The 25,483-nt window shown below is 68.1% G+C and carries 26 protein-coding genes and 4 pseudogenes; 21 read left to right on the top strand and 9 right to left on the bottom strand.

What is annotated here, in order from left to right; translation table 11 throughout:
- Positions 1-2 precede the first annotated feature (2 nt).
- The 3 genes and pseudogenes from tpg (at position 3) to OG395_RS55585 (ending at position 2,692) form a co-directional block, all read left to right on the top strand.
- Complete coding sequence (gene tpg, locus OG395_RS55595) at positions 3-557, top strand: telomere-protecting terminal protein Tpg (protein ID WP_327249827.1); 555 nt, start codon at positions 3-5, stop codon at positions 555-557.
- 221 nt (positions 558-778) lie between these two features.
- A pseudogene (locus tag OG395_RS55590) lies at positions 779-1,376 on the top strand (IS6 family transposase); the annotation flags it as partial.
- A gap of 362 nt (positions 1,377-1,738) precedes the next feature.
- The gene (locus tag OG395_RS55585; protein ID WP_327249826.1) at positions 1,739-2,692 is read left to right on the top strand and encodes a Ppx/GppA phosphatase family protein; all 954 of its coding nucleotides are present in this window, start codon (positions 1,739-1,741) and stop codon (positions 2,690-2,692) included.
- Between the two features lie 216 nt (positions 2,693-2,908).
- Here the strand turns inward: OG395_RS55585 and OG395_RS58970 are convergent, their stop codons facing one another.
- Positions 2,909-3,211 (bottom strand): IS3 family transposase, encoded by a 303-nt coding sequence (locus tag OG395_RS58970; protein ID WP_442818816.1) that lies wholly within the window; start codon positions 3,209-3,211, stop codon positions 2,909-2,911.
- A gap of 227 nt (positions 3,212-3,438) precedes the next feature.
- Positions 3,439-3,567: pseudogene (locus OG395_RS58965) on the bottom strand (transposase); the annotation flags it as partial.
- Positions 3,568-3,686: 119 nt separating this feature from the next.
- On the opposite strand from OG395_RS58965, the gene OG395_RS55575 reads away from it, so the two are divergent.
- Positions 3,687-4,343: a hypothetical protein gene (locus OG395_RS55575; RefSeq protein ID WP_327249824.1), complete on the top strand. Its 657-nt coding sequence runs from the start codon at positions 3,687-3,689 to the stop codon at positions 4,341-4,343.
- A 344-nt stretch (positions 4,344-4,687) separates the two neighbouring features.
- Here OG395_RS55575 and OG395_RS55570 read toward each other — a convergent pair whose 3' ends face one another.
- On the bottom strand, positions 4,688-4,846 hold the full coding sequence (locus OG395_RS55570) for a hypothetical protein (protein ID WP_327250179.1): 159 nt from the start codon (positions 4,844-4,846) through the stop codon (positions 4,688-4,690).
- Between OG395_RS55570 and OG395_RS55565 the strand changes: the two genes are divergently transcribed.
- Positions 4,845-5,126: a Tn3 family transposase gene (locus tag OG395_RS55565; RefSeq protein WP_327250144.1), complete on the top strand. Its 282-nt coding sequence runs from the start codon at positions 4,845-4,847 to the stop codon at positions 5,124-5,126. The two genes, OG395_RS55570 and OG395_RS55565, sit on opposite strands and share 2 nt — an antisense overlap.
- Before the next feature lie 31 nt (positions 5,127-5,157).
- On the opposite strand, the gene OG395_RS55560 is transcribed toward OG395_RS55565, so the two are convergent.
- Positions 5,158-5,772, bottom strand: coding sequence for a sugar transferase (locus OG395_RS55560; RefSeq protein WP_327250143.1), 615 nt, complete (start codon positions 5,770-5,772; stop codon positions 5,158-5,160).
- Positions 5,773-5,984: 212 nt separating this feature from the next.
- Between OG395_RS55560 and OG395_RS55555 the strand changes: the two genes are divergently transcribed.
- The 13 genes from OG395_RS55555 (at position 5,985) to OG395_RS55495 (ending at position 18,858) form a co-directional block, all read left to right on the top strand.
- Positions 5,985-6,983: a UDP-glucuronic acid decarboxylase family protein gene (locus OG395_RS55555; protein WP_327249823.1), complete on the top strand. Its 999-nt coding sequence runs from the start codon at positions 5,985-5,987 to the stop codon at positions 6,981-6,983.
- A gap of 534 nt (positions 6,984-7,517) precedes the next feature.
- Positions 7,518-7,739 carry a WecB/TagA/CpsF family glycosyltransferase gene (locus OG395_RS55550; protein WP_327249822.1) on the top strand — a complete coding sequence of 74 codons (222 nt, stop codon included), beginning with the start codon at positions 7,518-7,520 and terminating at the stop codon, positions 7,737-7,739.
- Between the two features lie 146 nt (positions 7,740-7,885).
- A complete protein-coding gene (locus tag OG395_RS55545; RefSeq protein WP_327249821.1) occupies positions 7,886-9,163 on the top strand; it encodes a DUF1972 domain-containing protein in 1,278 nt (425 codons plus the stop codon).
- 5 nt (positions 9,164-9,168) lie between these two features.
- Positions 9,169-10,347, top strand: a complete 1,179-nt coding sequence (locus OG395_RS55540) for a glycosyltransferase family 4 protein (RefSeq protein WP_327249820.1) — start codon at positions 9,169-9,171, stop codon at positions 10,345-10,347.
- A gap of 31 nt (positions 10,348-10,378) precedes the next feature.
- Positions 10,379-11,287 carry a phosphotransferase gene (locus OG395_RS55535; RefSeq protein ID WP_327249819.1) on the top strand — a complete coding sequence of 303 codons (909 nt, stop codon included), beginning with the start codon at positions 10,379-10,381 and terminating at the stop codon, positions 11,285-11,287.
- Between the two features lie 52 nt (positions 11,288-11,339).
- On the top strand, positions 11,340-12,542 hold the full coding sequence (locus OG395_RS55530; protein ID WP_327249818.1) for a glycosyltransferase family 4 protein: 1,203 nt from the start codon (positions 11,340-11,342) through the stop codon (positions 12,540-12,542).
- Between the two features lies 1 nt (position 12,543).
- Positions 12,544-13,152: a hypothetical protein gene (locus tag OG395_RS55525; protein WP_327249817.1), complete on the top strand. Its 609-nt coding sequence runs from the start codon at positions 12,544-12,546 to the stop codon at positions 13,150-13,152.
- Positions 13,149-14,396 (top strand): O-antigen ligase family protein, encoded by a 1,248-nt coding sequence (locus OG395_RS55520; protein WP_327249816.1) that lies wholly within the window; start codon positions 13,149-13,151, stop codon positions 14,394-14,396. Before OG395_RS55525 ends, OG395_RS55520 begins: the two co-directional genes overlap by 4 nt.
- Before the next feature lie 12 nt (positions 14,397-14,408).
- Positions 14,409-15,143, top strand: coding sequence for an acyltransferase (locus OG395_RS55515; protein WP_327249815.1), 735 nt, complete (start codon positions 14,409-14,411; stop codon positions 15,141-15,143).
- A complete protein-coding gene (locus OG395_RS55510; RefSeq protein ID WP_327249814.1) occupies positions 15,140-15,955 on the top strand; it encodes a hypothetical protein in 816 nt (271 codons plus the stop codon). The genes OG395_RS55515 and OG395_RS55510 overlap by 4 nt, the downstream gene beginning before the upstream one ends.
- 94 nt (positions 15,956-16,049) lie before the next feature.
- Entirely contained in the window at positions 16,050-16,991 is a 942-nt protein-coding gene (locus tag OG395_RS55505) for a glycosyltransferase (RefSeq protein WP_327249813.1), read from the top strand.
- Between the two features lie 41 nt (positions 16,992-17,032).
- A complete protein-coding gene (locus tag OG395_RS55500; protein WP_327249812.1) occupies positions 17,033-18,328 on the top strand; it encodes a hypothetical protein in 1,296 nt (431 codons plus the stop codon).
- 35 nt (positions 18,329-18,363) lie between these two features.
- On the top strand, positions 18,364-18,858 hold the full coding sequence (locus OG395_RS55495) for a hypothetical protein (RefSeq protein WP_327249811.1): 495 nt from the start codon (positions 18,364-18,366) through the stop codon (positions 18,856-18,858).
- On the opposite strand, the gene OG395_RS55490 is transcribed toward OG395_RS55495, so the two are convergent.
- The 4 genes from OG395_RS55490 to OG395_RS55475 all read right to left on the bottom strand — a co-directional run bounded on the left by OG395_RS55490 (position 18,803) and on the right by OG395_RS55475 (position 22,128).
- Positions 18,803-19,480 (bottom strand): glutaminyl-peptide cyclotransferase, encoded by a 678-nt coding sequence (locus OG395_RS55490; RefSeq protein ID WP_327249810.1) that lies wholly within the window; start codon positions 19,478-19,480, stop codon positions 18,803-18,805. The two genes, OG395_RS55495 and OG395_RS55490, sit on opposite strands and share 56 nt — an antisense overlap.
- A complete protein-coding gene (locus OG395_RS55485) occupies positions 19,474-19,638 on the bottom strand; it encodes a hypothetical protein (protein WP_327249809.1) in 165 nt (54 codons plus the stop codon). Before OG395_RS55485 ends, OG395_RS55490 begins: the two co-directional genes overlap by 7 nt.
- The gene (locus OG395_RS55480; RefSeq protein ID WP_327249808.1) at positions 19,631-21,451 is read right to left on the bottom strand and encodes a DUF4012 domain-containing protein; all 1,821 of its coding nucleotides are present in this window, start codon (positions 21,449-21,451) and stop codon (positions 19,631-19,633) included. The genes OG395_RS55485 and OG395_RS55480 overlap by 8 nt, the downstream gene beginning before the upstream one ends.
- Before the next feature lie 62 nt (positions 21,452-21,513).
- On the bottom strand, positions 21,514-22,128 hold the full coding sequence (locus OG395_RS55475; protein WP_327249807.1) for a hypothetical protein: 615 nt from the start codon (positions 22,126-22,128) through the stop codon (positions 21,514-21,516).
- 388 nt (positions 22,129-22,516) lie between these two features.
- Between OG395_RS55475 and OG395_RS55470 the strand changes: the two genes are divergently transcribed.
- The 3 genes and pseudogenes from OG395_RS55470 to OG395_RS55460 form a co-directional block, all read left to right on the top strand.
- Positions 22,517-23,977 carry a polysaccharide biosynthesis tyrosine autokinase gene (locus tag OG395_RS55470; RefSeq protein WP_327249806.1) on the top strand — a complete coding sequence of 487 codons (1,461 nt, stop codon included), beginning with the start codon at positions 22,517-22,519 and terminating at the stop codon, positions 23,975-23,977.
- Entirely contained in the window at positions 23,974-24,588 is a 615-nt protein-coding gene (locus tag OG395_RS55465) for an arsenate reductase/protein-tyrosine-phosphatase family protein (protein WP_327249805.1), read from the top strand. Before OG395_RS55470 ends, OG395_RS55465 begins: the two co-directional genes overlap by 4 nt.
- A 36-nt stretch (positions 24,589-24,624) precedes the next feature.
- Positions 24,625-24,877 (top strand): annotated as a pseudogene (locus tag OG395_RS55460) (Imm49 family immunity protein); the annotation flags it as partial.
- Here the strand turns inward: OG395_RS55460 and OG395_RS55455 are convergent.
- Positions 24,876-25,396 (bottom strand): annotated as a pseudogene (locus OG395_RS55455) (transposase family protein); the annotation flags it as partial. The pseudogenes OG395_RS55460 and OG395_RS55455 overlap by 2 nt on opposite strands.
- Between the last annotated feature and the right edge of the window lie 87 nt (positions 25,397-25,483).

Here is a 25,483-nt window from a genome sequence, read left to right as displayed (position 1 = left end):
CGGTGGGCATCCTCGCCGACAGCCTCGACAAAGCCACCGCCGGCACGGCCACCCGCCCCATCCCCAAGGGGGCACCGGCGCAGATGCGGTTTCTGGTGAAGCAGTACAAGGGCACCAGAGCCGTGGCCGAACTGCTGGGCATTTCCCAGCGCACGGTCGAACGGTACGTCAGGGACCAGTTCAAGAAGCCGCACGCCGACCTCGCGGCCCGGCTCGCCGATCAGGTCCGCATCCGGTGGCAGCCGCAGGTCAAGGAGAAGGCGAAGAAGCAGGCCGCCACCTCCACCGGCATCGTCGTCGAGACCCGCGCACGGTTCGGGTTCACCGCCGCACCGGGCACCACCGACGACGGACGCATCCGGCTCATCACCCAGCACCTCCCACCCCAGTACGCCGCCCGCCTCTTCGACGCACAAGCCGCCGGCGCCACCGACCAGCAACTCCAGGCCGTCATCGCCGAAGGACTCCAGGAGCAGTACTTCAAGGACCGCGGCCGCCGCGCCGAAGGCCTTCAGGTCGAGTTCACCGACATCGACTACGTCGAGCTCGATTTCTGATCCACACCTCCGTCGGACCGGTACCGCGATCGAGGCGCGCCGAAGCACGGTAGGTGTCACGGCGGCAGAACGTGACATGAGAAGGACCGTACGGGTTGGGTAAGTTGTGACGCTTACCTGGGCCCGTGCGGCCTGTTCCCATCCTGCCCTGTCCGGGGTCTCCCGCGCACACTTCGGCGGATCGCTCGAAGAACCCGCCCCGAAGTGCGAAGCGGCCCGGGGTGCTGGAGCGCGGCGTGGTCGTCTCCCACGCGACCGTCCGGCGGTGGTGCCCGAAGTTCGGGCGCGCTTACCCAACGCGCTGCGCCGCCGACACCCGGGGGACACATGGCACCCGGACGAGGTCCTCGTGAAGATCAACGGTGAGCGGAAGCACCGGTGGCGGGCGGTGGACACCGACGGCACCGTGCCGGACCTCCTCGTGCCGCACCGCCGTGACAAGGCCGCGGCCCAGCGATTCTTCGGGAAGCTGATGAAGGCCACCCCGTCGGTGCCCCAAGCGATCGTCACCGGCCAGCTCCGCTCCTACGGCGCCGCCCACCGCGAGGCGATGCCGTCGGTGGAGCACCGCTCCCACCAGGGCCTGAACAACCGGGCCGAGAACTCCCCCCAGCCCACCCGTCAGCGCGAACGCGCCCTGAAGGGCTTCCGCCCGGTCGGCGGAGCCCAGCGGTTCCTGTTCCGCGTGCAGCGGCCTCACTCCACCTCCGCCCCCGCCGCCACCTGATGACCGCCACCGAGTACCGCACCGAGAGGAGCGCCCGATTCACGATCTGGGACCAGATCACCGGCCGCGCCGCCCTGCCCACAACAGCCTGACCCAGACCGAAGCCCGAGGCCGCCCCATACCCCGACACATCATCAGACACCCCACCCTCACCAACGTGACAGTGCCCGCCGGAGTGTCCGGGGTGACGGTGCTGCCCAACCGGCGCTGACAGGGCCAGCGTGGGAAAGGGCCACGGTGGGCGAAACCGTTCGGTTCGAGGATCCGGGACCTCCGTGCGCATTCGGCGTGAGATCGTCCACGGCTCTATCGCTGCGGGCCGGGGCGGAGGGTGCACGAGTGGTGACGATATGCTCACGCGGTGGGCCGGAATCCCCGTCGCGCCGTCGTCTGGGCTGCCGGAAGATCGGAGAAGGAGCCGGTGCCGAGTGTGGGGCCAGGGGGAGGAGATGGGATGCGGCAGGCCGGTGTGCTCGATGTCGGGTGCCACAGTGCTCTACTGACGGTGGTGCGCCGGCGCCCCGGGACGGTGCTGGAGCCGGTGTTCTCCCGCAAGGTGCGATTGAGACTGCACGAGACACTCGACCGCAAGGGGCGGCTGGACAAGGCCGGCATGAAGAGCGTCGAGCGGGCAGTGGCCGAGGCCATCGCCGCCGACCGGCGTCCGCGGGGACCGGAAGTGTTCGCGTTCGCGACCTCCGTCATCCGGGACGCGCCCAACCGCGACGAGATCATCGCGCGTGTGGCACGCACCACTGGCACCCGCCTGCGCGTGCTGAGCGGCGTTGAGGAGGCGCGGCTGGCCTATGTGGCCGCCCGCCAGTGGGTAGGCCCGACGGCCGGGCAGCTGCTGGTCCTGGACATCGGCGGCGGCACCGTAGAGATCGCCTCCGGCACCGGAGACCAGCCCCGCGCCGTCCACTCGCTGCCACTAGGTGCTCGCAGGATCACCCGGGACTGGCTTCCCGGCGGCACAGCGCCATCCCAACGCCGCCTGGCCGAGATCCGGCAGCACCTTCATCGATCCCTGGAAGCCGTGCCCGGTCTGCCGCAGGCCGAACCAGATGGGCGGGTGCTGGCCTGCTCCAAGACCTTCGAACAGCTCGCCCGGCTTGCCGCCGCCCAGGGCAAGACATCGCGAGCCGGACGGCGGCTGGCGCTACCCCAACTGCGCACGTCAGTCTCCCTGCTGGTCGACGCGGGACCGTCCAGCCGTGCCAAGCTGCCGGGCATCTCCCGGCACCGCGCGGAACAGTCCCTGGCCGGAGCCCTGATCGCACAGGCCCTCATGGAAGCCTGCGGGGCCAAGAACGTCGAGATCTGCCCGTGGTCCACCCGGGAAGGGCTATTGCTCGAACACCTCGGCCCACCACACATCACAGCCGACCGTTCCCGCCTGGTCGGCTGAGCCCAAGGGACGTCGAAAGCGTCGACATCGGCACTATGAGGGTGGCCATCGTGATCGGGCATGAGTCAAAGGGGATCCAGTTCCTCGCTCGCGAGCCCCCGACGATATGAGCGCGGCTCAGATCCCCCGGTGTTGACGATGCCTCCGATGAGAGCGGCGACGGCGGAGACGAGTGCGCAGTGTGAACAGGTGTGGGTATCCTGTGGGCTCGTAAAGTCATCGCCGCAGGTCGGGACGGTGGAGCGTTCTCGGCTGGGACCATGTCCGCCGTGATCCTTTTGAAGGTTGCAGGCCGATGGTCCGCATGATCCTCGCGACGCGCTTGTGGTTGACCACCTGGCCGCCCTCGTCGCGGAGCTCGGCGGTGATCCTCGGGGCGCCGTAGGTGCAGTCGGAGTCTCGGTGGACCTCGCGTATCCGGGCCGCAAGGCGGTCGTCGGCGGCCTGGCGGCCGCCCGGTCCGGGGCGGTGCGGCGCCAGTAGTAGAAACTCGAGCGCGCGATCCCCAGGATCGAGCACCACCGCTTCACGCCGAACCGGCGCTGGTGATCGTCAATGAACTGGCAGCGGTTCACAGCGCGTCTCCCCTGCGAAATACCGAGCCGCCTTGCGGAGAATGTCCCGCTCCTCCTCGAGCTCCCGGATCCTCTTCCGTGCGGCGCCAGCTCCGCCTGAACCGCGTCACCGTCAGGCTGCGGCGCCACCGCGGGTGCGGAGTGGGCACCGGGGCGACGTCCGTCGGCGGCCCGGATCCAGTTGCGCAGCGTCCCGGTGTTCACCCCGAGGTCGGCGGCGACCGACTTGATCGTCGCTCCCGGACGGGACCGGTACAACGCAACAGCGTCCGCCTTGAACTCGGCGGGGTAGTGCTTCATCCCCACGGGGACTCCGTTCTCCTGGACCATCAAGATCCAAGTCTCTCCGGTGTCCAAACTCCGGGAGGTCAGGGTCCGACTTCGACTTCGCCCGGCCAGACGGCGCGACGATCGGCTCCGTGGTCAACATCCGGTTCAAGGCGCGCGGGCTGCGTGTGCACCTGGACCCGGCGGCGGAGCCCGTGTGGGACGACGACGGCTTGAAGCCCGTGCTCGGGCTGTCAGTACCGGTGGACCGGGACACGCTGATCCGCCACTGGTACGTCCACCGCATCCGGCTGGACAGCGTAGGAACCGCCCGTCAGGTCCGTATCGGCACCGAGGCATTCGCCCGGACCACCGAATGGTTCTCCTTGGACGACTGCGAGATGACAGACCGTGGGCTTACAACGCTGGCTGTCGAGCAAATCGTCCGTTCGCGCAGCACGCCGCCCCCGTCCCAGTGGGCCGCCGTGGAGACCAAGAAGCCTGTGCCAAGTACCGAGGCGCGCCGCCGCCTTCTGTTCTTCCACCTTGACAAGGCAGTGGCCGCACGGGACTCCAAGCAAGTCCGTCGGCTTTTGAAACGTGCCAAGGTGACCGCAGGCAGCGACCGGACCGAGAAAGAGAACAACATTGCGGATGCGGCCGCTGACTACCTTGCCGAGCGCGACCAAAACAGAAAGAACCGGGCGACAGCCCGGAAGAGCAACGCGGAGACCATAACGAGGCCGAGACCTCAGTCGACGAACGACGCCGGCCGACAGGGCGGAAGGTGCCTTTGCACGAGAAAGTAGTCGGATCATCACGCCACGTGCGAGGGTGGAACTTGGTCCCCCTCGCATCTTCACGTGGTGGTGCTCGCGGTCCGGCTGCGGGACCTGGCCCTGGACGAGGTTGTGCCAGGCGAACCCAATTCCGATCAGTGGCTGACGTAGGGCGGCCTGAGAAGACACGTTCGACCAGCAGTTGCCTGAACGGTTAGCCGGGCATCACGGTGGGATATGGGGGTTGATACTGGTGAGGTCGCATATTCAACCATTTGTCGATATGCTCGATCTTCAGGCATAACGCACTTCACGTACTTACACTCCGTTCCTCCGAGGAGTCTTCCGTGTTGCGTTATGCCCGCCGCGCTGGGCTACCGACGGCGGGGTCTGGCCTGGCACGCGGGGCAGGAGACGTTGAGCAGCCGGAAGCCGGGCACCATGCTCGCGGTCCCGCGGAGCGTTCGCTGGTCTTCCGCCCGCTGCGCCGCTTTGGCTTTCGCGGCTGCCTCGCGCTCCTTCACGATCGGCATGATCCGCTCGTCGTGGCCGTGCTCCCGCTGGCCCTCCTTGCCGCCGTCCTCGCCTTTCTCGACGCATTCCTGGCCAGGCCGGGCGATACAGACGGGGCAGGCCCGGCGGATCCAGAAACGCCGGGCAATTCAACCGTCGCCCGCCCTCGGCCTCGTGCTGAACGCCGTGGCGCTGTGGAACATCCGCTACCTCGACGCCGCCGTCACCGAGCTTCACCGTGCCGGCCACACCATCGCCGACGAGCACCTGGCCCGCCTGTCCCCGCTGAAGGCCAAGTGAACCGCCCCGGGTTCCGTCGGGGCCTGCGCACTCAGTAGGCACCGTCACCGCGCAGCACGGCAGGCAGGGTCCGGAAGAGGATCACCAGGTCGAGCCTGAGCGACCAGGTGTCGACATAGTTCAGGTCCAGGCGAAGGGCGTCCTCCCAGGCCAGGTTGGATCGGCCGCTGATCTGCCACAGCCCAGTGAGCCCCGGCCGCATCTGCAGACGATGGCGTGCCTTCCCGGTGAACGCCGAGTCTTCGACCGGCAGCGGTCGAGGACCGACCAGGGACATCTGCCCCTTCAGTACATTGACCAACTGCGGCAGCTCATCCAGGGAATAGCGGCGCAACCAGCGTCCAGCCGCGGTCACACGCGGGTCGTCATGGATCTTGAACAGGTGTCCGTCTGACTGGTTGCGGGCCGCCATGGCCTCCCTCAACGTCTCGGATCCGACTCGCATGGTGCGCAGCTTGAGGACCTGGAACTCCACGCCCTGCCAGCCCGTTCGCCGTTGGCGGAAGAGCACGGGGCCCGCAGTGTCGACCCTCACGGCAACGGCGGCCGCCAGGAGGATCGGCGCCAACAGCAGGAGCAGGATGGCGGCCCCCACCAGGTCGATGGTGCGTTTGACCGCTCGGCCTGTCCAACGCGCGTGCCCAATCGGGGCCGCCCGATGGCGAGCCCCCTCTTCAATGAATACCGACATACATACTCCTTTTTGCAGAATTGGACAGAAAAGGTGAAACACCCTTAATTAAGGGCATGTCAACCAACGTGATGTCTCAATTGACCCATAACTGAGTACTGATCTTCGGCAATGACACTGCAACTTGCTCCCGTCAAGTCTGGCGTGGGGCGACCGAGAGGACCTGCATGCGTGCAGTAGTGACGGGTGGGGCCGGCTTCATCGGTTCCCACCTGTGTGAGCGGCTGATCCACGAGAACCACGACGTAGTCTGCGTGGACAACTTCGTGACCTCCGATCCTGACAACGTGGAACACCTCACGGACGACCCCCGCTTCCAGTTGATGCGCCGGGACATCACCCAGGGCCTGGACGTGTCCGGCCAGGTGGACGCCGTGTTCCACCTGGCGTCTCCCGCCTCGCCCGCGGACTATCTGAGGCTGCCCCTGGAGACACTTCGAGTGGGGTCGGCCGGCACCTGGCGCGCCCTGGACCTGGCCGCCGCGAAGAGTGCACGCTTTCTGCTGACTTCCACTTCGGAGTCGTACGGCGACCCGCTGGTTCACCCCCAGCCGGAAAGCTACTGGGGGCATGTCAACCCCGTCGGCCCCCGCTCGGTGTATGACGAGGCAAAACGCTTCGGTGAGGCACTGACCATGGCCTACCGCAGACACTGCGGTGTGGATGCCAAGATCGTGCGCATCTTCAACACCTTCGGCCCGCGGATGCGGGCAGACGACGGGCGCGCCATCCCCACCTTCATCGACCAGGCACTGCGGGGAGAGCCGATTACGGTCACCGGTGACGGCAGCCAGACCAGGTCGCTGTGTTATGTGGACGACTTGGTCGACGGGTTGCTACGCATGCTGGCGAGCGACCACGGCGGCCCGGTCAATCTGGGCAACCCCCATGAGGTCACCATGCTCGAGCTGGCGCAGTGGATCAGCAAGCTGACCAAGGCCACCTCTGAGATCACGCTGATCCCGCGCCCCCAGGACGACCCGGAACGTCGCCGCCCGGACATCACCATGGCCCGCGAGGTACTGGACTGGGAGCCCCTGACTCCGGTGGAACACGGCCTGTGCGACACCATCACCGATTTCCGACACCGCCTGGCCTCCGGGGACTTCACCGAAAGCAGGATCCTGGCCGTACCGTCACCGCTGACCGCCTCGGCTCGCTCATGACCGCCGGGACGAGCACCCAGTCGGCAGGGAGGGCTCAGGCCGCTCCCCGCGGTAGAGTGTCTGGGGGTGCCCATTACGGCTCACGCCCGCGAGAGCGCGGCTCACCACGTCCTGCGGCTCACCCCATAGGAACCGCGAAGCACACCAGGTTCGGACCGACGCTCCAGACACCCTGTCCAACCCTGCGCGGCAGCGGCGTTCGCCTCTCCAGCGCCTACACGCTCGTCCTCGCGGACCAAGACGTGGAACTCGCAAGTCTTCTCCGCTTCGCCTCCTTGAACCTTCCGACGGTCAGTCAGCCGTCTGTTCCGGCCGACTCCTCCATCGCGGTACGACCCTGCCGAGCACGCGGGTGTACGGCCCCGCCTCCTTCTGTGCGTCTTCGAGCGGAGCCAGAACAGAGATGTGCGCCACTAGCTTCTCAAGTGCTGGACGCGCTGCATCGGGAACTGCGGCGGCGGACATCGTCTGGGTGGGGCTCGGCACACCGAAGCAGGATCGCTGATCCGCGGACCTGTACGCACAACTGCCCGTGTGGCCGCGGGAGCGGCCCTTGACTTCGTCGCTGGCACCAAGCCGCAGGCACCGCTCTGGATGCGGCGCAGCGGGCTGGAGTGGGCATTCCGTCTCGGTCGCGAGCCGCACCGCCTGTGGCGGCGCCACCTGTTCGGCCATGCGCGTTTCCTGTGGGGACCGGCCCGGCAGGCTGCGGATGGCGGAGGCACCGCTGGTGCGCTCGCAACCACCGGGAAATGAGCCTCGGGTGCCGGTCGGCCTGAGTGCCTTGTCGCACCGGACAGGCCATCTGAAGGCGGACCCGAACACTGGGCCTCCGACCCCGCTTTCCCCAGCACTGACCATCGCATGTTGAGAGAACTCGGCCGGCCTGTTCAAGGAGCGTCATGCACGACCCAGCGCATCACACCACTGCCGCGAAGGCGCCGGACAAGGAGAACGGAGTTGATGAGATGCGCAATATCCAGGTCCCCGAACACCTCGATCTGGGCGTCTACGGAGCGAGGGGCATCCCGTCGACCTACAGCGGCTATGAGACGTTTCTGACGGTGCTCCTGCCCGAACTGGCAGCGCGCGGGCATCAGGTCACGATGTATTGCCGCTCGGGCGAAGTCGAGCAGACTCCTTCATACCAGGGCGTGAAGAAAGTCTTTCTGCCCGCCATCGCCTCGAAGCAGCTCAGCACGCTTTCCCACGGTGCGCTAGCCGCTCTTGCCACACGTCGTGCCCAGCACGACGTCGTCCTGGTGGTGAACGTGGCCAACGCCGCCTTCTGCCTCCTCACCCGGCTTGCCGGGCAGCGCATCGCGCTCAACACGGACGGCCAGGAGTGGCTTCGTGGCAAATGGGGCCGCACGGCTCGCGCCTACTTCCGAGGATCAGCACGTATCGCCCGCTGGAGCGCCTCCGCTCTCATCGCTGACGGGATCGGCATGCGTGACATCTATGAGCAGCAGTTCAAGGCTGAGTCGACCGTGATCCCATACTGCTGGACGGAGATCGACCACGAAGAGCATCTGGAAGCCCTCGACTCACTTGGAGTGTCTCCCTACGGCTACTTCCTCATCGCGGGCCGGCTGATCCCCGAGAACAACATTCACCGCGTTGCCCGCAGCTACCTCGCCAGCGGTGCGCGCACGCCGTTGGTCGTTCTTGGTGCCGCGAACTACGACTCGCCCGTCACCCGGGAACTCCGTGAGCTCGCCGACAAGGATTCACGCCTGATCCTCGGCGGTCACATCACCGACCGAGCCGCCTACGCCACGACGGTCCGACTGGCCCGCGCCTACTTCCACACCCACTCGGTCGGTGGGATCAACCCCTCCCTCCTCGAGGCCATGGGGTGTGGTGCACGCATCATCGCCCTGGATACCGTGTTCAACCGGGAGGCTCTCGGGGAGGCCGGCGAGTACTTCTCCGATTTCGACCACACGCTTCCTGCCTTGATGCGCCGCCTTGATGACACGAGCGGCGTCGACGACGAGCTTCGGGCCCTCGCCGTCAAGCGAGCCAACGGCCGATTCAGCCTCGAGCAGGTCGCGGATTCCTACGAACGACTGCTCATGACGGTGGCTCGAAGTCCTCGTTGGGGACGGACCACGCTTCAGACGCAGTGGGCGGAGAAGGAAGCCGGCCGCGAGGCGACCCTGGAACGGGTCCGGTGACCGGGGTGAGTGGCCGACGGGTCCTGGCGGTCAACCCGTCGGCGGACCTGTACGGCTCCGACCGGGTGTTCCTCGACGCGATCCGATCGCTGCGTGGGTCCGGTGCCTCGGTTGAGGTGATCCTCCCTCGGCACGGAAGGCTGGCAGAGCACCTGGAGGCCGACTCCGTCCCGGTCCACACCGCGGATTTCCCCATTTTGCGACGCTCACTGCTCTCTTTCCGGCCGCTGGCCGCCCTCGCCGCCCAAGCCTGGCCGACGGTGCGTGGGCTGGCCGCGTCCATCCGCTCCCTGGCTCCGGACGTCGTCTACGTCAACACCATCACGCTTCCGCACTGGATGGCCGCCGGCCGGAAGGCCGAGGTGGGAGTGATCTGCCATGTCCACGAACTCGACCAACTTCCCGGCCCACTGGCGTCCGTCCTGCTCAGCCCGCTTTTGCTGGCCGACCGCCTGGTCGTCAACTCGCAGGCCACGCAACGTTACGTTCGGAGCCGGCTGCCGCGCGCCGGACCCCGAATGTCGCTTGTCTACAACGGATTCGACATGCCCGCGACGCTGCCAGCGCCTCCGGCCTTCGGTCGCACGCGCCGTCTGCTGCTCGTCGGCCGCCTCAGCCCCCGCAAGGGTCAGGATCTGGCCATCAAGGCGCTGTCGCTGCTCGTTCAGTGGGGTCATGACGTCGTACTGGAACTCGTCGGGGACACCTTCGATGGATACGAGTGGTACGAGGAGGCCCTGAGAAGGCAGGCTGCCTCGCTCGGCCTGGTCGATCGCGTCGAGTTCGGCGGCTACCAGACCGACACCTCGTCCGCCTACGCCAAGGCCGACGTGGTCCTCGTCCCCTCCACCCTCGAGTCGTTCGGCAACGTGGCGGTCGAGGGTCTGGCCGCCGGGAGACCGGTCTTGGCGACCGCCGTCGGCGGCCTTCCCGAGATCGTGGAGGACGGTGTCAACGGCTTCCTCTTCCCGCCCGGCGATGCGGCCACGTTGGCGGCTGGGGCCGCCCGCCTCCTCTCGGACCCGGCGAAGGCAGCGGTCATGGGCGCCCAAGGTGCCCGCGCGGTGCGCGCTCGTTTCGGGAAGGACCGATTCGCCCAGGGAATGTCCGGAGCGGTCGCCGCGGTGAGCCCCCGGACGGTCCCGGAAGTTGCTCATCAAGTGCCGTCGCCGACGCGCCGATAAGTCCGGGACAACCGATTTGAGGCTTCCAATCATGAAGCAGTTCTCCTTGCGCTCCCGCGTCGTGGGAAATCCTTCCTCCAGGGCGGCGGCGCGTCAGATGGTCGCGATGTGCCCGGCCAACGGGCGTCGGGGTCTGGCCCTCCAGTGGATGGCCTACCGCGTCGTCCGTGCCGTTCCGTCGCTTGGACTCCGGCCTGCCGGATCGTGGCCACTGCCGATTTCCCTCGAGAGCTGGGCGGCGATCGAGGCCCGCATCCGTGACGCCCGGGGGCCGGCCGCCGGTGCGGTGCTCTGGCACCTCCCGCCCGCCGACCAACCCCAAGTGAAGTTCGGCGCCTTGTTTCTCGACCCTGCCGACCTCCCTCACGCGTTCGCCCGAGTGCTCCTGACCCAGGACGTCCCGCGGTTGGCGCCCCGAGTGGCCGAAGGGGGCCGAACGGGCATCCGTTGGCCGATGCGGCTGGGGGAGTTCTCCCATGACGGCCTCTCGGTGGAGCTCTCCACCGCCACGCCGGCCGGTCTTCACGTTCCGGTCCACTTGGGCCTCCGCGCCGTGATGGATCTCTGCGCCGACATCGACGACGCGTTCGGGGTACCGGAGCGTCCTGCCGACGTGCCGGCCGATTGGACCCCAATGCACGGTGACCTCGCCCATTGGAACCTCCGGCGCTATCGCACGGGGGACATCCACCTGCTGGACTGGGAAGGCAGCGGCTGGGCTCCTCCCCACGCCGATCTCGCCCGCTTCATCATGACGGCACCGAACGGCCGGCAGCTGGCTGGTGGCCTCCCCAAGCCGTTGTGTCCCGATCTCGAAGAGGCGGCTCTCTTCTGGTTGGACCGTGGTGCAAAGGCGGCTGAGGGAGAAGTCCCGGCGTGGGTGGAACGCAAGCACGCCGACCAAGCCGCCAACCTCTCCGACTTGCTGGCCGCGACGTGAGCCTGCTCTCCGCAGCCCCAGGCAATCGGAACGATCGAGAGGACCTTGCGTGATGAAGGTTGTGATGTCGGCTTATTCCTGCGACCCGGACGAGTCGTCCGAGCGCGGCATCGGGTGGTGGTGGGCTTCCGCCGCCGCCGAACGTCACGAGGTGTGGCTCCTCACGCGCCATCGCAGCCGGCCGGCCATCGAGCGCGCCCTCAAGGCAGATCCGCGGCCCAACCTGCGTCCCGTCTATGTCGATGCCCCTCGTTGGGTCCGTTCGCTGAAGCGAGGCGCCTGGGCGCTGTACCCGTACTACCTGATCTGGCAGGCGGTGGCCCGCGCCGAGGCCCGTCGTCTTCACCGGGACGTTCGCTTCGACATTGCCCATCACATGACGTTCTCGATCGACTGGCTGCCGTCGGGCATGGTGTTCATCCGCGGGCTCCCCTCGGTGTGGGGTCCGGTCGGGCCTGGCGTCACCTCGTTCCCGTTCCGGATGTGGAAGACTTACGGTCCTCGGTGGGCACTGTCCGAGACGCTCCGGTCGATCACCACGACGGTCGGCTCGCGCACGTTCGGCTCGTGGACCGCTGAGCGCGCCACTGTGATCATCGCTCAGAACAACGAGGTGGCCCGGCGGTTCAAGGACCACCCGAACCTCGTGGTCGAGCAGAATTCCGTGGTGGATCTGCCGCCGGATCTCGTCGGGTCCTCGGCGTCATTCGGTGACAAGACCAGGCGAGCCGTCTTCATCGGTCGCCTGATCCCGTCGAAGGGCCTTCGGGCCGCGGTTGGCGCCCTGGCGCAGCCGGCCGCCTCCGACTGGACCCTCGACGTGTACGGCCGAGGTCCCGAGCGCGAGCCCAGCCTGGCCCTCGCTCGCAAGCTCGGTGTCGACGACCGCATCACGCTCCACGGTGTCGTGGACCGGTCCGAGGTCTTCAAGGCGCTCCACCAGGCCGACGCGCTGCTGTTTCCCAGCAGTCGGGAATCGGCCCCGGGGGTGGTTGCCGAAGCCGTCACTTCCGGTTGTCCCGTGATTTGCCTCGACACCAGCGGCCCCGGAACGGTGGTGCAGCCGGGACAGGGAATCAAGCTCGCCCCGTCGGCCGATGTCTGCCGGTCGCTCGCCCAGGCGCTGAACCAGGTCGGTCCCCGGCACGCCGGTGATGAGCGCTGGAGCGTCCGACGGATCCCCGATCTGCTTGACCGGTGGTACGCCATGGCCGTCGGTGCCTCCTCTTCGGTTCTCGCCGGAAGGGCGGTCTGAGGTGTTCGTCGCTCTCGTCGGTCCCGACGGGGCCGGAAAGACGACCGTGGCCGGCGCCCTCGAGCGGGCGGCGCGGGCCCGCGGGCGCCGCTTCGCCTATGTCCACTGGATCCCGACGACGGCCGCACCGCCCACGTCCATGCCGTCCACCACCGTCGCCCCGCCACCGAAGCGGACCGGGCCGGCTCCGGCCGGCATCTCGCACCGCGTGCTGTCCGTGGGCCGGCTGTGCAGAAACCTCGTCCGATTCTGGGCCGGCTACGTCATGGGCATGCGCCGTCATGTGGCCGGTCTACGGGGGCCCGATGTCCTCGTCGTCGCCGACCGTTGGATGTACAACTACATCGCCCAGCCGGTCAGCGTGGCTTACCACGGTCCCTCGACACTCGCTCGTCTGGCGGTCTGGCTGGCACCTCGCCCGGACCTGACCGTCGTGCTCGATGCCCCCGCCGATGTGATCGTGGCCCGGAAGCAGGAACTCACGCTCGACGAAGCGGAAGCCGAGCTGGGCCGGTGGCGTCAGCTCTCCCCTCCGAACGCCGTGGCTCACCTCGACGGAACCCTCTCGCCGGACGTTCTGGCCAAACAGATTCTGGACGTGATCCCGTGAGCACCGGTCTCGCTGTGTCGGGCATGCGGCGGGCGCACTGCGCGGATGCCGCCCAAGAAGGCCCGACGTCGACGAAATGCCTGACCCTGGCATGGGTGATCGCCATCGCCACCAGCATGCCGTGGTCCGGGCCTGCCGTCGCCGAAGGCGGTACGGCAACCTTGTTGAAGTTTCCGTTGCTGGCGCTCGCGGTCCTGCTCGCTTATGCGGGACGCAGGCGGAGGGCCTGGCCGAGATCCGTGAAGGCGCTGCTGGTCTACTGCGCTATCGCCGCGGCCGGCGGCCTCCTCGGCCCGGACTTCGATGTCTCGTTCGTCCGCTCGGCTCGGTTCTCGGTGCTCCTGGTCGTGAGCGCCTGGGTCATCGCCGGGCTGGACTCCCGGCGCCTCCTCATGATCTACGCACGGGCTGGGACCGTGTTCGTCGGCGCTTCCCTGCTGGCGATGCTGTTGGGCTTCAACCCTCTGAGATCGGGCCGGTTGTACGGGTTCCTACCGCCGACCCATCCGAACATCGTCGGTGCGATCGCCGGCCTGGCGATGATCGTGCTGTTCGTTCCGTGGGCGAGAGGCGACAAGCTCGTGCGGTGGCAGGGCATCAGCCTCCTGCTGCTCACGGCCGGGGTGGTCCTGAGCGGATCCCGCACGAGCATCCTGGCCACCGCATTCGGTTTGTGCGTGGCGCTGGTCCAAAGGAGCACTCGGGGCAAGGGAGTGCCGGTCCTCTACTGCTGTGTGCTCCTCATCACGCTCAACTCCCTTTTTGGGAACCCTCTGCATTCGCTCTACACCCGGGAGAGCGCCCGCGGTTCTGAGTTCATCGACATCACGTTCACCGGACGGACCGAACGCTGGGCGACCGCCATCGAAGTGGAACGAACGGTCCCGCAGACCCTGTTCGGAAAGGGGATGGCGGTCAAGAGCGTACCGAGCCCGCATGCCTTCACCGCCGAAGAGCCGCTGGATGGCTCGTGGGTCTCGGCCTTCGTACAGGCCGGTCTGCTGGGGCTCGCCGCTCTCCTGGTCGGGTTCGTGCTGTTTCTCACCGCCGGCCATGGCAGGCTTCGGCGGCTTCGCGACCCGGTGCTGGTCGGAGTCGTCGGCTTTGTCGTCCTGCACTCGATCTTCGAGAGCAGCCTGAACGACGTCTCGGTGGTGCTTCCTGCTCTGGTCGCCCTTGGCGCAACCCGGTCGAGCGCCCCGACGGATGAGGCGCCCACCCCAAGAGTTCCCAGGCTGGCTTAGGAGAGTTCTGACATGAGTGGTTTTGACGCTGGGATCCGCAAGGTGGCTGAGTACGCCGCCAGCCGGATCAAAGGTTCCGAGTACCGGCTCGATCCCGACCTGCCGGTGGCTTCGGTCGTCGAAATCAGCGGCCGTCGCTCCCTGGGCATCCTGCGCGGCCTCATTCGTGGCGTCGGCTTGCGTAAGTCGCTCTGGAGCGCGCTGTGCGTCGGCCGAGGTGTCAGCTTCCGCAACCGTCGCATGATCAAGGTCGGGAAGGGAGTGACGGTCGGACGCGGAGCTGTGCTCGATGGTCTGTCGCGTCGGGGTCTGGTGCTGGGGGACAACGTGACCATCGGGCCGTACTCGATCATCGAGACGAGCGGTGTCATCACAGACCTGGGGGAGAGGTGTGTCATGGGCGCCAGGTCGGCCATCGGCTCCCACTCGTTCATCGGTGCCGCCGGCGGCGTGTGGATCGGGGAAGACGTGATCATGGGGAACCGCGTCAGCTTCCATTCGGAGAACCACGTCTTCAAGGACCCCAGCCAGCCGATCCGCGACCAGGGTCTGACCCGTGAGGGGATCACGATCGATGACGACTGCTGGGTCGGCGCCAACGTCACCTTCCTCGATGGGGCGCGAGTGGGGCGAGGCTGTGTCATCGCCGCCGGAAGCGTCGTCCGTGGTGAGATCCCGCCGATGAGCGTCATTGCCGGAGTCCCGGCGAAGGTCATGAAAATGCGAGAGAAGGGCGGAACTCTATGAATCTCCAACTCGACGCGCTGCCTTGGGAGTCGTTGCTGGCGGAGTTGACGGCCAGTGTTCCGAACTGGACGGTCTTCAAGCACCTGGACCGTGCCCTGAGCGGACGAGGCGATCTCGACGCCGCGGCCCCCCGCCACTCCTGGGCCGGCGTCACCGCTACGGTTGCCGACTGGTACCTCGGGTCACGACCGGACGCGGTGGTCGTTGCTTGCGACCATGTGTCCGACGTCCGCGTCCTCCTCCTCGTCGACCCGGACCGCCTGCCGGTCGTGGACGAGGTCGACCTGCTGTCAGTCAGCAGCCTCAAGGGCGCACCGTGGGCGAGAGCGGAGGACCTGGCGTCGCTGAGCTCAGTCGGCCCTTACGGCCGGACCCTTCGGCCAGGAGCGCAGACAGTGGTCCTGGCTCTGATGTACGGCCTTGACTACAAGGGCAATGTGCGCATTCCTGACCGGGAGCTGGCCGCCGTCCGTCGAGGGGCATGTGAGGATCCGGAGGGCGTGGATCTCGCCGTTCGGGTGCTCCTTCCCAAGATCGCCGGTCGGTGGGCCGGTCGGGTGGTCGCGGACATCCGCTCGGAGGCGGGCGAAGTGCGCCGGTCCAGAGCCCTTGTCGCGGCGCTCCTGGCCTCGGCCCTGATGCACCCCGTCCACTTGGTCTCGCGTCTCGAGTTCAGATCACGCCGCCCGTGCCCCGTGGCCGAGCTCGCTCTCCACCGAGGCCGTCGCCTCCCGCCGGGCGATCTCGAGCGGTTCCTGACGGACGTCTCGGCGGCGCATCGAGTGATCAGGACGGTGTCGGTGCCTCGCTGACCCCACCTGCTCCTGGTGGCCTTCCCCGTAGCTCAAGAAAACGGCCGAGTCAGCCGACAATGTGGGCATCTGTGCTGATCTTCGAGAGGCGACCATGCTTGTATCAGTGATCATCCCTCTGTACAACACAGAGAAATACATCGGAGCCTGTCTCGCGTCCGTCCTCAGCCAGACGCATCAAGAGTTCGAAGTCATCGTGGTGGACGACGGGTCCACCGACGGCGGCGCGGCGATCGCCGAAGGCATCGGTGACGAGCGTATTCGTGTCGACCGAGGCGCTAACCGCGGAGTTGCAGCCGCCCGCAATCGCGGTCTCGCCCTCGCCAGGGGCGAGATGGTGGCCTTCCTCGACGCTGACGATCTCTGGTATCCGGCGAAGCTGTCCGAGCAGATCAGCGTCCTTCGGAGTGACCGCGGTCTTGTCGCGGTGGGCGCGGTCTTCCAGTACTTGTCCGGGAACGGCCGCCTGCTTGGCCGGATGGGTCAGGACGTTCGGGATGCCGACTCTCGAGAGCGTCTGCAGCTGGGTCAGTTGATGCCGTTCCCGATCTCTTCCCTGATCGCCCGGACCGACATCGTGCGGGCCGCGGGAGGGTTCGACGAGTCACTTCCGCCCGTGGAGGATCTCGACCTCATGACGCGGCTGGCGTTGGCGGGATCGGTTGCCACGGTCATGCGGCCGCTCGGCGCGTACCGCGTTCACAGCAACTCCGCATCAGCCCGGCATCACGTCAGGATGAAGATGCTCACGCGCTTCGTCGAGAAGCGGGCCGAGGCCCGGCTCGAGGGCCGACCCGCACCCGCCCTGGAATCGTTCGTGTCCTCGTATCGCCTCACGAGGGCGCAGCGGCGGCGGGATGGCGCGGCGCGACGATTTCGTGACGCCGGCCTGCTGGTGATGGAAGGGCGGTACGTCAGGGCGACCGCGCTGTGCGCTGCCGCCCTGGTGGCCAGGCCGTCGTATACGCTCCGCCGGATCGCGATGCGCCTTCCGGTTCGGCGTACGCCGAGTGCCGTTGCCCACGCCGGAAACTGAGTCCCCAAGGCCGCGTTCACCATCCGGCGAAGGAAACCCGCATGAAGAAAGCCGCCTCGGCTCGTGCAGCTTGGGGTCTCCTCGACCAAGCGCTCTCCAGCGCGAGTAATTTCTTTGTCAGTGGCTTGGCCGCTCACTCGTTGGCACCGGGAGAATTTGGCGCTTTCGCACTGGCCTTCGCGGTATATCTGCTCCTGCTCGGCGTGTCCCGAGCTCTCTGCACGGAACCGCTCGCCATCCGATATACGGCCCAGGAACAGGCCGCGTTCGACGCCGGAGCACGACGGGCTATCGGGTCCGTCACCGTGCTGAGTTTGTTGCTCGGCAGTGTCTGTCTCGCTGCTGGCCTGCTCATCGGCGGCTCTGCCGGCGGGGCCCTGGTGGCGCTGGGCGTCGTGGCTCCCGCACTTCTCGTACAAGATGCCTGGCGTTACGTCTTCTTCGCTTCAGGGCAAGTGCGATCAGCGGTTCTGAACGACTTCGTATGGGTTCTCGCTCAGGTCGGACTGTTCGGGCTGATGGCGGGGGGCGCGTTGCCCAGGTCGGGTCCGATCATGATTGTCGCCTGGGGGGTCGGTGCAGGACTGGGTGCCGTCCTCGGTCTCCGCCAGTCCCGGCTCGTTCCGGCTTGGTCCAGTCTTCCTGGTTGGCTACGCGAGCACTCCGACCTCGGCGGGCGCTTCACCGGCGAGTTCGTTGCCGCCGCCGGTGCCGTGCATCTTGTCAGCTTCGGCATCGGTGCCACGGCAGGTCTGGCGGCAGCTGGCAGCATTCGGGGCGCGCTCCTGGTGTTCGGGCCGCTCAGCATGATCCTCATGGCCGCTGGTGTCGTTCTGCTCCCCGAGTTCGTTCGAAACACCCGCCTCTCGGTGGACGTCCTGACGAGAAACGCGCGCTTGGCCAGCTGGGCCCTTCTCGGGTTGAGCGTCGTCTGGGGATTGGTTTGTCTGGCGACGCCAGCCTCCATCGGCCAGCGCCTTCTCGGCCAGAACTGGCCTGGCGTACGGTCGATCCTGCCGCAGATCGCCGTGATGATGTGCGGGACCGGCGTGTCCGTAGGAGCGACACTTGGCCTCCGAGCGTTGGGCGCGGCCCGACGCAGTCTTCGGGCTCGGCTCAGCATCATCCCGGTCACGATCGTCGGCGGCGTTCTGGGCGCGGCCCGGTGGGATGCGGCCGGAGCGGCTACGGGCTTCGCTGTCGCAAGCATCACCGGCGGAGTCATCTGGTGGCGGCACTTTCGCGCCGCTGTCGGGGAGTGGCGTCTGACCGCCGAAATCCAGTCAATGAACACCGCTGATATTGGCACGCCACAGTTCGAGGCGCCGGCACCGTAATCCTCTTTCGTTCAGGCTCTCAAGGAGTTCCTCCCATGGCATGGATCAAGCTTGCTTTTTTTCTGCGGCGGCTCCGCTTTGTGCCCAAGCGCTTCGTGTATGAGATGTTCTTCTGCTATGGCGCTGACATCCCGTGGACGGTGAAGTTCGGCGACGACGTGAAGATTCATCATCGAGGGACCGGAGTCGTCATCCACCCCCGGACGACCATCGGTAATCGGGTCCAGATCTGGCATGGGGTCACGCTCGGCCGGGCCGACGTCTTCCGTTCTCCGCATGATTCGGACTTTGAGGGGTTCGTGGTCGAGGACGACGCCTTGCTCTGCGCTGGCGCCAAGGTTCTCGGAGGCAGCGGAACGACAAGGGTTGGCCGAGGGACGATCATCGCCGCCAATGCGGTGCTGCTGGAATCGACCGGTGATTGGGAAGTCTGGGCCGGGATCCCGGCTCGTAAGGTCGCCGACCGGAAGGACCTCAAGAGGCCGGGACGAACACCACGCGGAACATTCGGGGCCAGAACTTCCCTGTGACCAGGAACTGGTCCGTTCCGGGGACGGCTGCGATCCCGTTCAGCGTCGATCCCGGGACGGCTTCGTCGGCGGCCAGCAGGCCCGAGGCGTCGATGATCGCCGTGACCGCGCTGGTGACGGGATCGATGCGCACGATCCGGTCGGTGGGGAACACGTTCGCGTATACGGCGGGGCCGACGCACTCCAGTTCGTTCAGCCCCGTCACCGGCCGGCCCCCATCGGTCACGGTGACCTCACCCGTCTTCGCGAGCGTCACGGGGTCACGGAACGTCAGCCGTGCCGAGCCGTCGCTGGTCACAAGCCGCTGCGCCGACTGCTGGAAGCACATGCCCCAACCGTCGTCCGGATACGGCACGCGGCGCAGTTCCGCAAGCGTCGTGGCGTCGCGCTCGATGGCGATCCGGTTCCGCCAGGTGAGCTGCCACAGGGTCCGGCCGAGCACGGTGACCCCCTCACCGAACAAGGGCACGGGCAGCGCCACGCGGGCCTTGGGCGGTTTGCCCGTCGGCCCCGCCCGTACCGAGGACGCTCCGGACCGGCCGGTGCTTTCGTAGAGCACGTTGCCGGCCATCTCCAGGCCCTCGGTGTATGCCTCCGAGTCGTGCGGCAGGGTCTCTAACACTTTGACCCGCCGTTGCTCGCCTCGGTGCGCCGCGTCCTGCCGCCCACCCACGGCTTGACCTGTCGGGTCGTCGGGGGCGTGGTCTGCCGGGGGCATGACGCGAGCAGCAGCGCGACCCCGAGCGCGGCCCCCGCCGCGAGGCGCACACGCTCAGACACGGCAGGCACCTCCTGACTTGAGCGTGGCCCGCAGCGGCGTCACCAGAGACTGCCGCAGCAGCGTCGGGACTCCGTCCGCATGCGGCTCCAGCAGATGCAGCACCAGGGTGCGGCGGGAGCCGGCGGGCAGCTCCAGGTCCAGCGTGAACACGGAGTGGCCGCGTTCGACGCCGGACGCGAGCAGCGCGCGGCGGCCCCCCAGGGTTGCGTCGGCGAGGGTGGCTCCGACTCCGGCGTAGTAAGACACCAGGAGGCGGTTGTCACCCGGCCGGGTGCGGTAGGGAGGGGAGTCCCCCCTCATGGTCACGTAGTCGGGAAGGCCGGAGGCCGGCGCCCGGTTGGTCAGGGTCATGGTCACGGTGACCGTGCGGTCGCCGCCGGAGCAGGCGCCCGCTTCCCAGGTCAGGCTCCGGTCGAGGTAGTAGTCCAGCTTGCCGCCGGCCGCGTTGTTTACCACCAGCCCCGCGAACGGGCCGGGGGCGTTTGGGAGCGTGCCCGAGTAGGGGCGGGACTCCAGGAGGCGCTGCTCCGCCGGGTGGGCGCTCCAGACCTTCAGCCGTCCGTCCCGCTGGACGTCGTTCACGGCGACGAGCAGTGCGGGCAGTCTGCGCGTGCCGTCGAGCGCCCCCATCAGCCGTGCGGCGGCTGCGCGGGCGGCGTCGACGAAGAACGCCTTGCGCCGGGCGACGTCGTCGTACTTCGCGTAGCTGGCCCGTTCGGTGAGGTCCACGACGTTGTCGGCGGTGAGCTCGGTGCCGTCGGCCATGCGGGCCGGGCCGGTGACGCGCAGGAGACGGCTCAGCGTGAGCGGGTCGACCGCGATCGCCCCGTCCACGCCTTCGCCGGTGTGCTTGCGCCATGCCGCTGCCCAGATGCGGGCCGCGTAGGGGAAGTGCGGGCTCATGTTGGAGTTGGGCCACACGTGGATGGGGTCGCTGCCCGCATAGCGGGCGTTGAACTCGGTTCCGAGATCGATGTCCGGCTTCGCCGTTTCCATCTCCGTGTTGTTACCGAACCGCTCGAAGGACAGCCGGCCCCGGTCGGCCCGCAGCACGGCGAAGGCGCCCGGAAGACCCCCGGTGCCGCGCGCCTCGGCGATGTTCTGGAACGCGAGGAAGTAACGCCGTTGTCCTTGGGTGCCGAGCATGGGCGGCAGGACGCGGGCAGCCAGGGAGACGTCGGTCATGACGGGGGTGAGGCGGTCGAGCTGCTGTTGCAGCGCGGCACGGGCCCCGTCGGCCGTCGGCAGCCAGGTGGACCGGGGCAGAGCGTGCACGTCGGCCTGCACCTCGTCCGCGACGCGGGCGGCCCGGACGAGTTCCGGCGCGTGCTTCTGCAAGGTCGCCAGGGCCTCGGACATACCGTCACCGCGGCTGTCCGGTGCGGGTGGTGGCAAGGCTCTCACCAGTGGGGACAGCACGTCGCCGGCCAGCCGGTCGGCCGCGTACGCGGCCCCGCGCACGGTCTTGACCGGGCGACCGAGGAAGGGCAGGGCTGAGGCGGGGTACCAGGCCGGGCCGGTGGTGAGGCGATGCGCCAGCGCGGCGTGGGCGGCCGCGGAATGCGCCTTCCGCTCTCGTTCCCGGGCGGATGCGGGCGCCGCTCCGGACGCTGAGCCGGGCGCGGGCGTCACCGACTGCCGCAGTGCGGCGAGGTCCCGTTGGGCCGCGATCAGCTCCGAACGGGCGAGCAACCCTGTGACACCGATCCAGACGGCGCCGACCAGCGGCAGCGCCGCGGCGGCCAGCAGGGTGTTCTTGAGAACGCGACGGCGGCCCGGTGCCCCTTCGCGTGAGCGGCCGGGCCTGCGCATGCGGACGGCGTCTCGGCCGGGGCCGGGACGCCGTGGTTCCGTCGAGCCGATGTTTTGCTCCGTCATGAACTGCGGCGACGGCGCACGGTCAGCATCGTGCCCCCGCCCGCCGCAACCAGCCCGGCCGCGATGCCGCACACTGCCAGGGCCTGCTCGCTGCCGGTGGCAGCCAGGGCCGAGCGATGATCGGATCTCCCCTGTCCGTCGGAGTCGTGCGGGCCGGACCCACCCTGCCCGTCGAAACGATCGGATCCGTTCGATCCGTGGTACCAGTGGGATTGCTCGGGCCCCCTGTGACCGTGTTCGTGGTGACTGTGCCGGTGCTTCGCGCGCAGCACCTTGATGCGGGCGGTGAGCTCCAGCCCGGTCTTGCGGCCCTCCAACTCGAAGGTGTGGTACTCCGGCTTGGTCCTCCGCGGGATGGTTACCCTGCCCGTGACAACGCCCTTTGCGTTCGCCCTGAACTTGCCCAGGACGACCCCATGCGAGTGCAGTTCCGCCACCACCAGCTCGAAGGGGGCGAAGCAATTGCCACTGAACGTCACCGTGCCCCCGGCGGGCACCACGGTTCTGCTCAGGGTGAGCTGCGGGGGCACCGGTGGGTAGGCGAAGCACGACGGGGAAGGCGGCTGTGCGTGGGCGGTCTGCGCCCCCACCATCGGTGCGGCGACGAGCACGGCAGCTGAGGCTGCTGATGCCAGAGCAACCCGCCACCTGGGCGATGTCATCATCTTCTTCACTCTCCTCGACTTCAGTCCGGGCCACGCCGCAACGTCGGCGGTAAGCAAGATCGCGATACCAACATCTAGATACATGGAATAAATGGGACATATGTCACCGACTGGCGTGGCGCCGCCCAGAGGTCACCCGATGGTGTAGCGCTTGCTTCTTGATGGCCCACGCCGTCAGCCCGGCGGGGCGGTGTGCGTCGCCCGGGTCGTTTGGCGGGCCGACGCAGGGGTGGCTCCCCCGATTGGGGCGTGCGAGTCCCTATCGTCGGCTGCCTACACAGGGAACAGAACATCCCTTTTCGGGTGGTTCCCTCGGTCTCATGAGGGGTGCAGCTTGGATCTCCACGGATTTCTGAAGGCTCTTGCCAGACGCTGGCCGACCGTCGTGGTCTGTCTGGTTCTCGCGATCGGGGCGGCACTCGCCGCGACGAGCCTGAGCAAACCCGTCTACGAGGCGAGGACCCAGCTCTTCGTCGCCACCCGAACCGGTGAGGACACCACCCAGCTGAACCAGGGGCAAAGCTTCTCGCAGGCACGTGTGCAGTCGTACGCCGCGATCGTGACCACCCGCCAGGTGACCCGGCCCGTGGTGAAGGAGCTGCGTCTGCGCACCACCCCGGAGGAACTCGCGTCCCGGATCACCGCCGTTGCCCCGCTCAACACCGTGCTCATCGACATCACCGTCCGGGACACCAAGCCCGCGCGTGCGGCGCGCATTGCCAACGCCGTGGCGCAGCGGTTCAGCGCAGCCGTCGAGCGACTGGAGGCGCCCAAGCGCGCGCCCGGCTCGGAACGATCCCGAAGCCGCCGCACGGGCGACGGTGCCTCGCCCGTCTCCCTGGGCGTCACCCAGGAGGCCGTAGCCCCCGCCGGTCCGGTCTCGCCCCGCCCGCTGCTGAACCTGGCCGCAGGAGCACTCAGCGGCCTGCTGCTCGGTGCCGGAATCGTTGCCCTGCGCGAGACCCTCGACACCACGCTCAAGACGAGCGAGGCGCTGGGCGAGTTCACCGCGCTGCCGGGGCTCGGCACCATCCCGTTCGACAGGAACGCCCCACGGCAGCCGCTCGTCAGCGCCGAGGGCCACTCCAAGCGCGCCGAGGCCTTCCGCAAGCTGCGCACCAACCTGCAGTTCTCACAAGTCGACGACCGGCCCCGGATTATCGTGGTGACGAGTTCCGTGCCCGGGGAGGGCAAGACCAACACCGCGGTGAACCTCGCCCTGTCGCTCGCCGAGGCAGGCGTCTCCACCTGTCTGGTCGACGGCGACCTGCGACGTCCGTGCGTGGCCCCGGCCTTCGGCCTTGTCCAGGACGCCGGTCTGACCACGGTGCTCATCGGACAGGCCTGCATCAAGGACGTGATGCAGAAGGTCGGCGGCCAGCTCTCGGTGCTCGCCAGCGGCGCCGTACCGCCCAATCCCACCGAGCTGCTCGCCTCGGCGCGAATGGAAGAGGTGCTGCGCGAGCTGGCGGACACTTACGAGGTCGTGATCCTCGACACCGCGCCGCTGCTGCCGGTCGCCGACACGGTCGGACTCGCCTCGCTGGCCCAGGGAGCGCTGCTCGTCGTCCGCGCCGCGAAGACCAGCCGGGACCAGGTCCGCACCGCCGCGGAATCGCTGGACTGCGTGGGCGTCCGCGTCCTCGGCACCGTCTTCAGTATGGCCCCGGTCTCCAAGGGTAGCCGCTACGGCACCTACGGACGGTACGGCGAGCTGCCCGCTCCCCGTGCGTCGGCTTCTTTGCAGAAGGAAGCCGTCAGGCCTGCGGGGACGCGCCGCGCGGGCGTGAAATGACCAGAGTCCTGTTCGTCTGCACGGGCAACGTGCACCGCTCGGTGCTCGCCGAGCGGCTGCTGGCCGCGAGGCTTCCGTCCGGCTCGGCCGCGCGGCCGGAGAGCGCCGGCACGGAGGCGTGGACCCGGCCAGGCATGGAGAGCTCCACCAGGGCGGTGCTGGAGAAGCTGGGCGGTGACGGCTCCGGTTTCGCGGCCCGCCCGCTCACCGCGCAGCTCGTCGAGGAAGCCGCGCTGGTCCTCGGGCTCGCCATCGAGCACCGGGAGGCGGCCGTGCGGCTCGCGCCGTCGGCGATGCGGCGCTGCTTCACCCTGAAGGAGTTCGTGCGTCTCGCTGTGGGGGGAGTCAACGAAGCGCGGGGCGGGGAAGGTGCGGCAACCGCGCATGACGGCGTACCGGACAGGGAAGGCCCGCGGGGCGTGGACGGTTTGGACGTCGTAGTCGCGGCCGCGGCCAGTCGTCGGGGTGCCGCCGCCCCGCTCCCGCCGGTTGAGGACGACGTCGCGGACCCGTGGGGGAGGCCCCACTCTGTGCTGTACGGGTGCGCCCGCGAGATCGACGGGGCGGTGAGCACGCTTGCCCGGCTGCTGGGCGGCGGGACGAGCCTCTGAATCCAGGTCATGGAGGAGTTCAACTGCAAGGAAGTGCACGTCCCCCGCGACTGGCCGAAGGTGCCCCTTCGCAAGCCAGATGCCGAGGAGCGCCGGGACGCTGCCCGAGGGTTGGACACCGCCGGTGCGCTGACGCCAGATCAGCGACTGCTGCGCGTGCTCCTGGACGACGAGCAGGAAGCCCTTCGAACAGGCCCTGGTAGCCCAGCTCATCAATTACCAGGAGAGCGTGGGGTCCGATCCGGCCCCCAGGAGTCTGCTGCCAGTAGGCACAATCGCTCTGGCCGCGCGTAGTCGTGGCGGCGGCGCAGGGCGAAGTCGTCCACCCCCAGCACCCGCGGCACCCGCCGGGCGGGCAGCGGCAATCGCACCAGCGCGCGCAGGGCGGTCTGCCGTGAGACGACCACCGCGATGATGGACAGCACACGAGCGCCAGCACGGCCGGCTAACTCCCGCACCACTGCCCCGACCTGGGAGGACAGCCGCGACGTGCGTCGCTGATAGCGCTCCAGGATCCCGGAAAGCTGTTCTCGAAACGTCTGGCGGCAGCCCATAGTCGGGCACACCAGACGGCGCACGCGCACCTCGACCACCACGCGGCGGGCATCCACGGGCACATCCGCGACGACCCTTACGTGATATCCGTGCACCCGCCCCGACCAGGCCCCGCAGTCCGGGGCAAGCCACTGTCCGGCAGGGCGTCCGAGCCCGCACCAGGATCCGCTCCCCCTTGTCCTCTATGTCCTCAAGGACCAGCGGGGGACAGCCCCGAAAACACCACGCTCACAAGCTCGTTGACATCACACACGTGATGTCAACGACGCTATTCGCGCTCCGTCACCACCGCAAGTGAGACAGATCCGTTAAATTGACACACCCGCAGGTCGAGCGCTCA

Origin of the sequence: Streptomyces sp. NBC_01320 (genome assembly GCF_035974375.1) — a bacterium.
Classification (GTDB): Bacteria; Actinomycetota; Actinomycetes; order Streptomycetales; family Streptomycetaceae; genus Streptomyces; species Streptomyces yanii.
This window is presented reverse-complemented; position numbering and strand designations above follow the sequence as displayed.

Bases quoted from the DNA above. Each gene is read 5' to 3' on its own strand.
- OG395_RS55480 (WP_327249808.1), bottom strand. From the start codon at position 21,451: ATGCGCAGGCCCGGCCGCTCACGCGAAGGGGCACCGGGCCGCCGTCGC.
- OG395_RS55545 (WP_327249821.1), top strand. From the start codon at position 7,886: ATGCACGACCCAGCGCATCACACCACTGCCGCGAAGGCGCCGGACAAG.
- OG395_RS55565 (WP_327250144.1), top strand. From the start codon at position 4,845: ATGATCCGCTCGTCGTGGCCGTGCTCCCGCTGGCCCTCCTTGCCGCCG.
- OG395_RS55515 (WP_327249815.1), top strand. From the start codon at position 14,409: ATGAGTGGTTTTGACGCTGGGATCCGCAAGGTGGCTGAGTACGCCGCC.
- OG395_RS55465 (WP_327249805.1), top strand. From the start codon at position 23,974: ATGACCAGAGTCCTGTTCGTCTGCACGGGCAACGTGCACCGCTCGGTG.
- OG395_RS55500 (WP_327249812.1), top strand. From the start codon at position 17,033: ATGAAGAAAGCCGCCTCGGCTCGTGCAGCTTGGGGTCTCCTCGACCAA.
- OG395_RS55530 (WP_327249818.1), top strand. From the start codon at position 11,340: ATGAAGGTTGTGATGTCGGCTTATTCCTGCGACCCGGACGAGTCGTCC.
- OG395_RS55505 (WP_327249813.1), top strand. From the start codon at position 16,050: ATGCTTGTATCAGTGATCATCCCTCTGTACAACACAGAGAAATACATC.
- OG395_RS55510 (WP_327249814.1), top strand. From the start codon at position 15,140: ATGAATCTCCAACTCGACGCGCTGCCTTGGGAGTCGTTGCTGGCGGAG.
- OG395_RS55585 (WP_327249826.1), top strand. From the start codon at position 1,739: ATGCGGCAGGCCGGTGTGCTCGATGTCGGGTGCCACAGTGCTCTACTG.
- OG395_RS55570 (WP_327250179.1), bottom strand. From the start codon at position 4,846: ATGCCGATCGTGAAGGAGCGCGAGGCAGCCGCGAAAGCCAAAGCGGCG.
- OG395_RS55495 (WP_327249811.1), top strand. From the start codon at position 18,364: ATGGCATGGATCAAGCTTGCTTTTTTTCTGCGGCGGCTCCGCTTTGTG.
- OG395_RS55535 (WP_327249819.1), top strand. From the start codon at position 10,379: ATGAAGCAGTTCTCCTTGCGCTCCCGCGTCGTGGGAAATCCTTCCTCC.
- OG395_RS55555 (WP_327249823.1), top strand. From the start codon at position 5,985: ATGCGTGCAGTAGTGACGGGTGGGGCCGGCTTCATCGGTTCCCACCTG.